Origin of the sequence: Salmonella sp. SAL04214 (genome assembly GCF_046550615.1) — a bacterium.
Taxonomy (GTDB): Bacteria; Pseudomonadota; Gammaproteobacteria; order Enterobacterales; family Enterobacteriaceae; genus Salmonella; species Salmonella enterica.
Genome location: NZ_JBGDXT010000004.1, coordinates 105,548 through 117,848, shown reverse-complemented (window position 1 = coordinate 117,848; position 12,301 = coordinate 105,548). Strand labels below are relative to the sequence as shown.

Genomic DNA, 12,301 nt, shown 5'->3' with positions numbered 1-12,301 from the left:
CCCCCTTATACCGTCAGGACCACGCAGCTATCCGCTTCCCAGCACAAACGCACTTCATCGCCCCAGGTCGGTAACCCTTTCCGGTAACGGTGCGCATTCTGCAGTTGAGCGCTGATCATCTGCCCGCTTTTTAGCCGCACATGATAAATAGACAGATCGCCGAGATACGCAATATGCGCCACTTCGCCGACGGCGAAATTATAGCCATCGGCAGGCGGCGACTCACACAGCATGATTTTTTCCGGACGTAGCGCCACATATACCGGCACATTATCAACGACAGAGGCATCTGCATCGACTTTTAACGGATGAACCAAACCGGGCGCGTCAATGACCAGACCGTCCTCTTCACGCGCTTTCAGTAAGCCCTCAAAAACATTTACCGATCCGATAAATTCGGCGCTATAGCGGGTCGTCGGATGCTCGTAAATCTCCTCCGGTTCGCCAATTTGCACAAATTTTCCACGGTTCATGATGGCAATGCGCCCCGCCATCGTCATCGCTTCTTCCTGATCGTGCGTCACCATGACGCAGGTCACGCCGACGCGCTCAAGGATATCCACCACTTCAAGCTGCATCCGGTCGCGTAATTTTTTATCCAGCGCGCCCATCGGTTCATCCAACAAGAGCAGCTTAGGACGTTTCGCCAGGCTGCGCGCCAGGGCCACGCGCTGGCGCTGACCGCCGGAAAGCTGATGCGGCTTACGTTTTGCAAACTCCTGCATGTGCACCAGACCCAGCATCTCATTGACGCGGCTGGTAATCTCCGCCTTCGGCAGTTTGTCCTGCTTCAGACCAAAAGCGATGTTCTGCTCTACCGTCATATGCGGAAACAACGCATAGGACTGAAACATCATATTAATCGGACGCTGATACGGCGGAACATGCGCCAGATCGACGCCGTCGAGCATAATTTGCCCGCTGCTCGGCGGTTCAAAACCTGCCAGCATCCGTAGCAGAGTCGATTTTCCACAACCTGACGCGCCCAGCAGGGCAAAAATCTCGCCTTTATAGATAGTCAGACTGACATCATCGACAGCATGTTGCCCGTCGAATGACTTCGTCAGGTTGCGAATTTCCAGAAGCGGCGTCAGCGCTTTACGGGTTTTCACCTGCGGGCGGTGGGGGACATCATTCACAAGGCGCTCTCCGGCATAACACAATCAAACGATACAAACGGTGGAATGCCCGATAGCGCACGCTTATCAGGCCATACCGTTAATAAATTACTTACCGCTTTTCACCTTCGTCCATGCGCGGGTGCGGACGCGATCAATCTTCGGCTCCTGCACTTTCAGGGTAAACAACTTGGCCCGCACATCCGCCGGCGGATAAATTCCCGGGTTATCGTGCACCTGCTGGCTGACCAGCGCCGTCGCCTCTTTATTCGCATTGGCGTAGAAAACGTGATCGGAAATATGGGCAATCACATCAGGGCGCAGCAGATAATTAAGGAACTGGTAGGCCTCGTCTTTATTTTTGGCGTCAGCCGGCATGGCAAACACATCAAAAAACGCCATTGCCCCCTCTTTGGGGATCGAGAAAGAGATATTGACGCCATTTTTCGCCTCTTTCGCCCGGTTAGCGGCCTGCCAGACATCGCCCGCCCAGCCAATGGCTACACAGGTATCGCCATTAGCCAGATCGTTAATGTATTGCGAGGAGTGGAAATAGCGAATGTTTGGCCGTAGCTTCAACAACAGATCGGTTGCCGGGCCGGTGTAGTCATCCGCTTTGCTGCTATTCGGATCTTTACCCAGATAGTTCAGCACGGTGGCAAAAACTTCTTCAGGCGCATCAAGGAAAGAGACACCGCAGCTTTTTAGCTTCTCCAGATTTTCCGGCTTGAGGACTAAATCCCAGCTATTCACTGGCGCATCATCCCCCAGCACCGCTTTCACTTTATCAACGTTATAGCCAATGCCCGTCGTGGCCCACATATAGGGCATGGCGTATTTGTTGTCAGGATCGTGCTTCGCTACCAGTTTCAGCAGTTCAGGATCGAGGTTTTTCCAGCCGGGAAGTTTGCTTTTATCCAGCGGCTGAAAAACGCCCGCGGTGAGCTGGCGCTCAAGAAAACTGGCCGATGGCACCACCAGATCGAACCCGGTGCTGCCTGCCATTAACTTGCCTTCCAGCACTTCGTTAGAGTCAAAGACATCATAGATAACGTTAATCCCGGTCTCTTTTTCAAAGTTCGCCACCGTGTCCGGCGCGATATAATCTGACCAGTTATAAATGTGCAGCGTTTTTTGTTCGGCAGCGAGCGTGCCGACAGAGACGACCATCAGAGCACCCGCAACCAGACCCGATAGCCATTTTTTCTTTAAGGCGGTCATCATCGCTTTCCTTCTAAAATCCGTTAACAAATGAACCCATTAGGCGTGGTTTAAAACATGCCTGAAATGTGCATACCTTTTCATTTGATACAAATGAAGAAGAGAGGTCGCCCTCCCTGCCATCAAGCTCGCTATAGAAGCTTCGCAAGAATAACTTTAGCTAAGGTTTGAGGCTATAGCCCAGATTAAAAAACGCCTTTTATCAATTTTTTATGCAGGTTTTGTCTATGTGATAAAGCGAAATGGTCAGAAAGGAGGTGAATAATTCTTTAAATAAAGGTTAACAGCAGCATAAAAAAACGTAAACAGCAGCCGCGCTGGCAGCGACTGCCTGATTATCGGGAGGGATCAGTGAAGAAAATGGTCAACCGCGCTGGTTTTTTGCGCGTCTTCTTCCGCGTTAAACAGAAGCTGATGCGCCCCGGCCTCAAGGATCACCATAGAAATCTGCTCTTCACTTTGGCGAACAAACCATTCGAACTGTTCGTAGGTGACGCCTTGCATAACGGATAAAGACTGGCACACAACCAGTTTTGGCAGATTATCATCCTGCATATCGAGAAAGGCTTTTACCGTCAACGAACTGGCGTTGATAGCAGAGAGATCGGCCGCCAGCGGCAGCAACGCGGAAGGCCTGACCTCCGCCATCGCGGAAAAAAGAACGGTGTTGTCCACCAAATCGATTTTAGCATCGTAGACGCCGTCAAAATTCTGCATATGCGGCAAATGCAGCGCCTGGCAGGTATCACATTCGAAGAAATTCATGCCCAGGTCGTCGAGCCATTGACGCAACGTATCCAGAGTGGGAACGACCAGTGATATCATAATAATGTGCTACCTCTTACGATGACGATGAAAAAATTACCGGCACAGCTTACGCAAAAAGCGTGCTTCGTACTACGGCGGAATCCACGATTGCGATTAGCCGCCGATTTTAAGGCAAAATTCAGGCGTAGCGTGACGTTCTATCCACTGAATCATTCGCCCCGCGATATCCACGCCCGTAGTCTTTTCGATACCTTCCAGTCCCGGCGAGGCATTCACCTCCATCACCAGCGGCCCGCGCGCGGCGCGTAAAATATCGACGCCCGCCACATCCAGCCCCAGCGTTTGTGCGGCTTTGATGGCGATATCCCGTTCACGGGGCGTGATCGTCGCGATGCTGGCCACCCCGCCGCGATGAAGATTGGAGCGAAAATCACCGGCTTTCGCGCACCGCTCAATCGCCGCCACAACCTCATTGCCGACGACCAGACAACGAATATCGCATCCTTTAGCTTCGGCAATGTATTCCTGAACCAGGATATGGGCATTCAGCCCCCGAAACGCATCAATAACGCTTTCAGCAGCCTGACGCGTCTCCGCCAATACCACGCCGATCCCTTGCGTGCCTTCTACCAGCTTCACGACCAGCGGCGCCCCGCCAACCATCTTAATAAGATCGCTGGTATCATCCGGCGAATGGGCGATCCCGGTAATGGGGAGATCGATCCCCTGGCGCGCCAGAAGTTGTAGCGATCGCAGCTTATCGCGCGCGCGGGTAATGGCGACGGATTCATTCAGCGGATAGCTACCCAGTAGCTCAAACTGACGTAGCGCAGCGGTACCATAAAAGGTAATGGCCGAACCAATACGGGGAATAACGGCGTCAAAATGGGGCAGACGACGCCCCTTGTAATGGATCGACGACGCAGCCGGATTAATATTCATATAGCAGGAAAGAGGATCGAGTATCTCGACCAGATGGCCGCGCCGCATCGCCGCTTCGCGCAGACGTTTGCAAGAATAGAGCGTTCCATCCCTGGACAATATGGCAATTTTCACCCTGCACCTCGCTGAAAACCCTGAAAAGCCCGCGTATCATACACTGGCCCGCAGGTTTTAGCGCGTCGCCCAGCCCTGTTTATGCAAATATTCAAGGATAAATGGGCGATTTTCTTTAATCAGGGTGCGACGGATATGATCGCTCCAGGTATCGCGTCGCGTATTACTGCCGCGGGTCAGATAATACTCAGCCAACTGCTCGTCATAGCGCGCCAGCAGCTTTTCATCAAGCGGTTGGTACTGGTTCTCATGAACCACAAGCTCGGCAGGCAGGCGCGGTTTCAGATCCGGATTATCCGCAGGCCATCCCAAACACAGGCCAAAGAGCGGCAATACATGCTTCGGCAATTTTAATAGTTCGGTAACAGACTCAATATTGTTACGGATGCCGCCGATATATACGCCGCCTAACCCCAGTGATTCCGCCGCCGTCAGCGCATTTTGCCCCATCATCGCCGTATCGACGACACCGAGCAGCAGTTGTTCGGCAAGCCCCAACTGCGCGTCAGGACAGATCTGCAAATGACGATTAAAATCGGCGCAAAATACCCAGAACTCAGCGGCCTGCGCCACATGCTTTTGCCCGCCCGTCAGGGGCACTAACGCCTCACGCAGCGCCCGATCGGTAATACGGATAATAGAGCTGCACTGTAAAAAACTGGAACTGGACGTACTGCGCGCGGCGGCAATAATGGCCTCTCGCTGCGCGTCAGTCACGGGTTCATCGGTGAAATGGCGAATAGAACGATGGCCACAAAGAAGTTCAATGGTCGGACTCATTATGCTTTTCTCTATCTGAACGGGAAGAAATGTCGGGTGGACGTTTCATCAACTGCGGCGCCAGTAACTGCGCAATACGCCACATCATCGCCACCGCGGCGGGGAGGATCAACACGACGCCCAGGAAAACCATCAATACGCCAGCCAGCGGCGTATTGAACGGCGCGGGCAGCGTAAGGTAATGATTAAGCGATAGCAGAGCAAGCGCCAGCAAAATCATACCGAGGCATTCCAGTATCAGTATGCTTTTGGGTAACACGCCAATCGTGCGCATATCAAGCCTCCCGGTTAACTGACGCACAGTGTAGAACGTTCTGGTCCGGCGTGCTTAACAGATATAGCCCTGGGTTATCAAAGGAACAGGCGTAACCTGCTTTTCATCTGCCGTAAATCGCGGCATGATAACACCTGTTCGCCGTCTGGCTTTATGTTCGAGGAGAGATATGTTTACTGTTATTTTTGGCCGCCCAGGGTGCCCTTATTGCGTGCGTGCAAAAGAGTTGGCGGAAAAACTGAGCAAAGAACGCGACGATTTCAACTACCGCTATATTGATATCCATGCTGAAGGCATTACTAAAGCGGATTTGGAAAAAACCGTAGGTAAACCTGTAGAAACCGTACCGCAGATTTTTGTCGATCAAAAACATATCGGCGGCTGTACGGATTTTGAAGCATGGGCAAAAGAAAATCTGAATCTTTTCGCCTGATTGCTCTGGCAACGCCCTCTACCGGAGGGCGCTATCGGCGTTTTTTTCGCCGGTGGCTAAACAGGCTGCTAATAAACAAATAGCAGAGCGCGCCTAACGCACACCAGAATACGGCGCTAAATAACCACGCCAGTTCTTGCCAAAACGATCGGGTAGGCATAAATACCACGCGCATTAACACCAGGCAAAACGGCGCCGCCAGCATCGCCCCGATCAGCGGTCGGATCACCTCGCGTCGGTGAGAACAAAAACTGGCCACCGCACCAGGCAACGTAAAAAATAACAGTCCAATCTCAGGATGCCCTGCCGCGCGAAAAGCGCCTTGTACATGCATAGTTAATGAAAGACACACCACAATAAAGAGTACAAAGCAGCAGACAACGCTTGCCCACCCGTGTTTATGTTTCAATCGTTCCTCCTGACACTCTCTATCGAACACGCTTTCCGCCGTGAGGCATCCAGTCAGATAAAGTCATGTGGCATTCCATGCCAAAAACACACCTGCACGATTCTTATAGCCGTTAGTACGCAATAAGATTAAACTAGCAGGATATATTGTTGTGTTGTTTTTATTTGGATGCTGTATGCAATACGATTGCACCCTTAATTCATGATAAAAACAGTAGCGTAAATTACCATTTCTTTCAACAGCTTACTCGTAAACAAGAAGTTAGTCTCCGTGAATATAAACGTCGCAGATTTGTTAAATGGGAATTACATCCTGTTATTATTTGTGGTCCTGGCTCTTGGCCTGTGTCTTGGCAAGTTACGTCTGGGTTCAGTCCAACTTGGTAATTCCATTGGCGTTTTAGTGGTCTCTCTATTATTAGGGCAGCAACACTTCAGTATTAACACCGACGCGCTAAATCTGGGATTTATGCTGTTTATTTTTTGTGTCGGCGTCGAGGCTGGCCCCAACTTTTTTTCGATTTTTTTTCGCGACGGTAAAAACTATCTGATGCTTGCCCTGGTCATGGTCGGTAGCGCTCTGCTAATCGCCTTAGGCCTTGGTAAGCTATTCGGCTGGGATATCGGCCTGACGGCCGGTATGCTGGCCGGCTCAATGACATCCACGCCCGTGCTGGTTGGCGCAGGCGATACCCTGCGACATTCCGGCATCGCCAGCACGCAACTCTCCTCCGCTCTTGATAATCTGAGCCTGGGCTATGCCCTGACCTATCTGATTGGGTTGGTCAGTCTGATCGTGGGCGCGCGCTACTTGCCTAAACTGCAGCATCAGGATTTGCAAACCAGCGCCCAGCAAATTGCTCGCGAGCGCGGTCTGGATACCGATGCTAATCGCAAAGTTTATTTGCCGGTTATCCGCGCCTATCGGGTTGGTCCGGAACTGGTGGCCTGGACTGACGGCAAAAACCTGCGCGAGCTGGGTATTTACCGCCAGACAGGTTGCTATATCGAACGTATTCGTCGTAACGGTATTCTGGCGAACCCGGATGGCGATGCGGTGCTGCAAATGGGCGATGAGATTGCGCTGGTCGGCTATCCGGACGCGCACGCCAGGCTCGATCCCAGCTTCCGTAATGGTAAGGAAGTGTTTGATCGCGATCTGCTTGATATGCGCATCGTAACGGAAGAAATTGTGGTGAAAAACCACAATGCGGTCGGTCGCCGCCTCGCTCAGCTCAAGCTGACCGATCATGGCTGCTTCCTTAACCGCGTCATCCGCAGCCAGATCGAAATGCCTATCGACGATAACGTCGTGCTGAATAAAGGCGACGTGTTACAGGTGAGCGGCGACGCCAGACGCGTAAAAACCATCGCCGATCGCATTGGTTTTATTTCGATCCATAGCCAGGTGACGGACCTGCTCGCCTTCTGCGCTTTTTTTATCATCGGGTTAATGATCGGGATGATTACCTTCCAGTTCAGCAATTTTAGTTTCGGCATCGGCAACGCGGCCGGATTGCTGTTCGCCGGGATCATGCTCGGTTTCCTGCGCGCTAACCATCCTACCTTTGGTTATATTCCGCAGGGCGCGCTTAACATGGTGAAAGAATTCGGCTTGATGGTATTTATGGCAGGCGTTGGTTTAAGCGCCGGCAGCGGTATCAACAACGGTCTGGGCGCGGTCGGCGGACAAATGCTGATCGCCGGGCTTGTCGTCAGCCTGGTACCGGTGGTGATCTGCTTCTTGTTTGGCGCTTATGTGCTGCGCATGAACCGGGCGCTGCTGTTCGGCGCCATGATGGGCGCGCGTACCTGCGCCCCGGCGATGGAAATCATTAGCGATACGGCGCGCAGCAATATTCCAGCGCTGGGTTATGCGGGGACTTACGCCATCGCCAACGTCCTGCTAACGCTGGCGGGGACGCTTATTGTCATCATCTGGCCGGGGTTAGGATAAAACTGAAGTTTGCCTTTAAGTGAAAAAATTTTGCCAATAGGTCGAACTTTTCGTTAAAGCATCAGTCATACCTATTGCCACTGCTTTTCTTTGATGTCCCCATTTTGTGGAGCCCATCAACCCCGCCATTTCGGTTCAAGGTTGGTGGGTTTTTTGTTGCCTGACGCAGAGTGACACTACATTGACTCTCCGGCGATTCGCTTTACCATCTGTAAAATCGCTTCACGCGCCAGCGGCGTTCGATCCGTTACAAAATGCAGCGTCATCCCCTCGATAAACGCATCCAGCGCGCGGGCGGTCTGCGCGTCAAACCACTGCGCCAGCGTATTCTGGCTACGCTGCATCCAGTTTTGCATGACTATTTTTAACGCTGGCTTATCGCTGGCATAGGCATATAACTGATACATTAACGCCATATTATCCGGCGTCGTAACCTGCGAGCCGTAAATCATTTCCGTTATCGCCTGGCACGCCCCCTCCGCATCCGTCACCTGCGCAAAAAAGTCCTGGTATTGACGCGACATGTTCTCGGTGAAAAGTGTAAAAGCTTCACTCAATAACGCATCCATACCGGCAAAATAGTAGGTCATCGAGCCAAGCGGCACCTGAGCGATAGCGGCGATTTTCCGGTGCGTCACGGCATGAACGCCATAGGTCTTTACCGCTTCCAGTGTGGCCTGAATTATTTTTTCCCGTCGCTTAGGATCATTGGCGCGTCTTACGGCATTTTCTTTCATGATGAGTTCCACATCTCATTCAGGATGCAGGCGATAGTAGCCTGCCGCTTACGCTGAAAAAACAGACAGTAAAAACTGTCTGCACAACGAAGTATGACGACGATATGTACAAATGTACACAAGCTTGCTAATGTTTACCTCTCGCTTCTATTTTCTGGCCTGACGCTATGACCGTCCTCTCCTCACGTAACGCCTTAAAACGCCGTACCTGGGCGCTGTTTATGTTCTTCTTTTTACCCGGACTGCTGATGGCCTCCTGGGCAACCCGAACGCCTGCTATTCGGGATATTCTTTCCGTCTCTACCGCGGAAATGGGGGCGGTCTTATTCGGGCTTTCTATCGGTTCAATGAGCGGTATTCTTTGTTCCGCCTGGCTGGTGAAACGATTTGGCACCCGGAAGGTTATTCGCACGACGATGACCTGCGCAGTAACCGGGATGGTTATTCTTAGCGTCGCGCTGTGGTGCGCCTCGCCGCTGATTTTTGCCCTTGGATTAGCCGTTTTCGGCGCCAGTTTTGGTGCCGCCGAAGTGGCGATTAATGTCGAAGGTGCGGCGGTCGAACGCGAGCTGAATAAAACCGTTCTGCCGATGATGCATGGTTTTTACAGTTTCGGCACGCTGGCGGGCGCTGGTGTCGGCATGGCGTTAACCGCATTAAGCGTCCCGGCTAACATCCATATCATCCTCGCGGCTGCCGTGGCGATCGCGCCCATTTTTATCGCCATTCGGGCGATCCCTGACGGTACGGGTAAAAACGCATCGGAAGATGCTCACCTTCAGGAAAAAGGATTACCTTTTTATCGGGACATCCAGCTTTTGCTTATTGGCGTGGTGGTGCTGGCAATGGCATTCGCCGAAGGCTCTGCGAATGACTGGCTGCCGCTACTGATGGTAGACGGACACGGTTTTAGCCCAACCTCCGGCTCTCTGATCTACGCCGGTTTCACGCTTGGTATGACCGTTGGCCGCTTTACCGGCGGCTGGTTTATTGACCGCTATAGCCGGGTGACGGTTGTTCGCGCCAGCGCGTTGATGGGAGCGCTGGGCATTGGCCTGATTATTTTTGTCGATAGCGACTGGGTCGCCGGCGTCTCGGTCATTCTTTGGGGCTTAGGCGCTTCGCTCGGCTTCCCGCTGACCATTTCCGCCGCCAGCGATACCGGTCCCGACGCGCCGACGCGCGTGAGCGTTGTCGCCACGACCGGCTATCTGGCGTTTTTGGTCGGGCCGCCGCTGTTGGGCTATCTGGGAGAGCATTATGGATTACGCAGCGCCATGATGGTTGTGCTGGCGCTGGTTATTCTGGCGGCGCTGGTGGCGAAGGCCGTCGCCAAACCTGTATCGACTCCGCAACCGGTGATGGAGCATAACGCATGAGTATCAAATTAATCGCCGTCGACATGGACGGCACTTTTCTGAGCGATCAAAAAACCTATAACCGTGACCGGTTTATGGCGCAGTACCAACAAATGAAGCGGCAAGGCATTCGCTTTGTCGTGGCCAGCGGCAACCAGTATTACCAGTTAATCTCGTTCTTTCCGGAAATTGCGCACGAAATCGCTTTTGTCGCGGAAAACGGCGGTTGGGTGGTCAGCGAAGGAGAGGATATTTTTAACGGCGAGCTGACAAAAGCCGACTTCCAGACGGTTGTCGAACACCTGCTCACACGCGCCGATGTGGAGATTATCGCCTGTGGAAAAAACAGCGCCTATACGCTGAAACGGTACAACGATGCGTTAAAAGCCGTTGCGGCAATGTATTATCATCGTCTGGAGTTTGTGGATAATTTTAACAACATCAACGATGTTTTTTTCAAATTCGGCCTTAATATTACCGATGAACGGATACCGGAAGTACAGGCGGCGCTGCACGACGCCATTGGCGATATCATGGTCCCCGTTCATACCGGCTATGGCAGTATTGATTTAATTATTCCCGGCGTGCATAAAGCCAACGGCCTGCGTCTGTTACAGCAGCGCTGGGGCATTCATGATAGTGAAGTGGTGGTATTCGGCGACGGCGGCAACGATATTGAGATGCTGCGTCAGGCCGGGTTTAGTTTTGCCATGTCGCACGCCAGCGAAGCGGTCGCGGCGGCGGCGAAATACCGCGCCGGATCGAACAACCAGGAAGGCGTGCTGGATATTATCGACAGCGTATTAAACAACGAGCCGCCGTTCAACGTCTAGCGGATGCCTCTCTATGCCTGATAACAGAAAGCTTATCAGGCGTAGCCGCTCTCTCAGACTGTTTGCAAATTCCCCGTCCGCTTATCTTTTAAGAAGACCAGCATCAGCAGTAGCCAAAGAATACCGTTTGCCAGATTAAACAGGCTAAATAACCCATTGCCGCCGCTTAACCAGGCGTGTTTACTGACTTCAATGCCAACGGTAAAAATCAGCATTTGTAGCATTCCCATCGCCGCCGAGACCGTTCCTTTACTCATATCGCTGGAAAAGAGCGTCAGACGCACCAGTCCGGCATTCGCCAGCCCAATGCCAAAAGCGTATACGCTTAATCCCGCCGTCATCCATAAATAAGCATGGGATGAAACCACCGTCGCCGCCGCGGCGATGATCAGCCCCGCGACGATAGGCCAGCCGCCCATCACGATCAGCGAGCGAACCGTACGTCGGGAGGTTAAACGCGCTAACACCAGATTACCGGCAATGAGCGCGCCAAAAACGGGCACCTGCAGCAGACCATATTCATAGCTGCTGAGCTGTTCGCCGCTAATGATGATAATCGGCGACTGCGCAATCCAGGCCAACAGCGGCAGGCTGACAAATCCCAGCGCTAACGCCCCTGCGACGAACCGCCGATTTTTTATCACCAACCGATAATCCCGGCCCAGCGCCTTAAATGACAACGTTTCGCCCCGCCGCGTGGCGGTCTCCGGCATTGCGCGCTGTAGCCCGAAAAAGGCGATAGCGGCCAGTGCGGCAAATAAAATAAACATCCCCTCCCACGGCAGAACATGCACCCATGCCGCCCCAACCAGTGGTCCCAGTAGCGGCGCGATTAACGCCACGTTCGCCATCAGCGCAGTAATTTTTATACACACCGCTTCCTCAAAGGATTCCTGAATCGCGGCATACCCTACAGCGCTGATAAAACACAGGCTAATCCCTTGCAAAAAACGCAGGAATGTAAATTGTTCGATGTTTTTCGCCAGTAACGTCGCCAGGCAGGTGACAATAAACCACACGACGCCCGCCAGCATCACGGGACGACGGCCAATCCGGTCAGACAACGGGCCAAGCAGCCACTGTAAGAACATACCGCCCGCCAGATAAGCGGTCATGGACGTCGGAACCCAGTCCAGGCCCGCCTGATACTGCTCAACCACCGCCAGCATACCCGGCTGGATCATGTCGTTGCCAATATAAGTAGAAAATTCGTACAGCACCAGACAGAGAGGAAAAAGTAGCGCCTGACGTCCCAGCCTGCCGCCTGATTGTAAACGATTCTGCATACCATCTCTTCGCCAATAAAAACCGCGCAGAGTGTAATGAAAGTCGGGGAACTGAGATAGCGAATTATGAGG

At 52.6% G+C, this 12,301-nt stretch carries 13 protein-coding genes; 4 read left to right on the top strand and 9 right to left on the bottom strand.

Annotated elements, in window-relative coordinates; genetic code table 11:
* Nucleotides 1-5: 5 nt before the first annotated feature.
* The 6 genes from potG to ACLJQD_RS08745 all read right to left on the bottom strand — a co-directional run bounded on the left by potG (nt 6) and on the right by ACLJQD_RS08745 (nt 5,217).
* Nucleotides 6-1,139: a putrescine ABC transporter ATP-binding subunit PotG gene (gene potG, locus ACLJQD_RS08770; protein ID WP_001000698.1), complete on the bottom strand. Its 1,134-nt coding sequence runs from the start codon at nt 1,137-1,139 to the stop codon at nt 6-8.
* Nucleotides 1,140-1,226: 87 nt separating this feature from the next.
* The gene (gene potF / locus ACLJQD_RS08765; protein WP_017441947.1) at nt 1,227-2,339 is read right to left on the bottom strand and encodes a spermidine/putrescine ABC transporter substrate-binding protein PotF; all 1,113 of its coding nucleotides are present in this window, start codon (nt 2,337-2,339) and stop codon (nt 1,227-1,229) included.
* Nucleotides 2,340-2,687: 348 nt separating this feature from the next.
* The gene (locus ACLJQD_RS08760; RefSeq protein ID WP_000624814.1) at nt 2,688-3,164 is read right to left on the bottom strand and encodes a YbjN domain-containing protein; all 477 of its coding nucleotides are present in this window, start codon (nt 3,162-3,164) and stop codon (nt 2,688-2,690) included.
* A 96-nt stretch (nt 3,165-3,260) separates the two neighbouring features.
* Nucleotides 3,261-4,163, bottom strand: a complete 903-nt coding sequence (gene rimK, locus ACLJQD_RS08755; protein WP_000684361.1) for a 30S ribosomal protein S6--L-glutamate ligase — start codon at nt 4,161-4,163, stop codon at nt 3,261-3,263.
* Between the two features lie 57 nt (nt 4,164-4,220).
* Entirely contained in the window at nt 4,221-4,943 is a 723-nt protein-coding gene (nfsA, locus tag ACLJQD_RS08750) for a nitroreductase NfsA (protein ID WP_000075300.1), read from the bottom strand.
* Nucleotides 4,927-5,217, bottom strand: a complete 291-nt coding sequence (locus ACLJQD_RS08745) for a YbjC family protein (protein ID WP_001259128.1) — start codon at nt 5,215-5,217, stop codon at nt 4,927-4,929. The genes nfsA and ACLJQD_RS08745 overlap by 17 nt, the downstream gene beginning before the upstream one ends.
* Nucleotides 5,218-5,386: 169 nt before the next feature.
* Here ACLJQD_RS08745 and ACLJQD_RS08740 point away from each other — a divergent pair, with 169 nt between their 5' ends.
* Nucleotides 5,387-5,650 (top strand): GrxA family glutaredoxin, encoded by a 264-nt coding sequence (locus tag ACLJQD_RS08740; protein ID WP_000495513.1) that lies wholly within the window; start codon nt 5,387-5,389, stop codon nt 5,648-5,650.
* Nucleotides 5,651-5,681: 31 nt separating this feature from the next.
* Here ACLJQD_RS08740 and ACLJQD_RS08735 read toward each other — a convergent pair whose 3' ends face one another.
* Nucleotides 5,682-6,059 carry an inner membrane protein YbjM gene (locus tag ACLJQD_RS08735; protein ID WP_000680850.1) on the bottom strand — a complete coding sequence of 126 codons (378 nt, stop codon included), beginning with the start codon at nt 6,057-6,059 and terminating at the stop codon, nt 5,682-5,684.
* Between the two features lie 270 nt (nt 6,060-6,329).
* Here ACLJQD_RS08735 and ACLJQD_RS08730 point away from each other — a divergent pair, with 270 nt between their 5' ends.
* Nucleotides 6,330-8,015: an aspartate:alanine antiporter gene (locus ACLJQD_RS08730; protein WP_001024852.1), complete on the top strand. Its 1,686-nt coding sequence runs from the start codon at nt 6,330-6,332 to the stop codon at nt 8,013-8,015.
* 176 nt (nt 8,016-8,191) lie between these two features.
* On the opposite strand, the gene ACLJQD_RS08725 is transcribed toward ACLJQD_RS08730, so the two are convergent.
* A complete protein-coding gene (locus tag ACLJQD_RS08725; protein WP_023242863.1) occupies nt 8,192-8,752 on the bottom strand; it encodes a TetR/AcrR family transcriptional regulator in 561 nt (186 codons plus the stop codon).
* A 167-nt stretch (nt 8,753-8,919) separates the two neighbouring features.
* Here ACLJQD_RS08725 and ACLJQD_RS08720 point away from each other — a divergent pair, with 167 nt between their 5' ends.
* Together ACLJQD_RS08720 and ACLJQD_RS08715 are read left to right on the top strand one after the other, a co-directional pair.
* Entirely contained in the window at nt 8,920-10,131 is a 1,212-nt protein-coding gene (locus ACLJQD_RS08720) for an MFS transporter (protein ID WP_000217430.1), read from the top strand.
* Nucleotides 10,128-10,943, top strand: a complete 816-nt coding sequence (locus tag ACLJQD_RS08715) for a Cof-type HAD-IIB family hydrolase (RefSeq protein WP_000023554.1) — start codon at nt 10,128-10,130, stop codon at nt 10,941-10,943. Before ACLJQD_RS08720 ends, ACLJQD_RS08715 begins: the two co-directional genes overlap by 4 nt.
* 53 nt (nt 10,944-10,996) lie before the next feature.
* On the opposite strand, the gene ACLJQD_RS08710 is transcribed toward ACLJQD_RS08715, so the two are convergent.
* Nucleotides 10,997-12,229, bottom strand: a complete 1,233-nt coding sequence (locus ACLJQD_RS08710) for an MFS transporter (protein ID WP_017441946.1) — start codon at nt 12,227-12,229, stop codon at nt 10,997-10,999.
* Between the last annotated feature and the right edge of the window lie 72 nt (nt 12,230-12,301).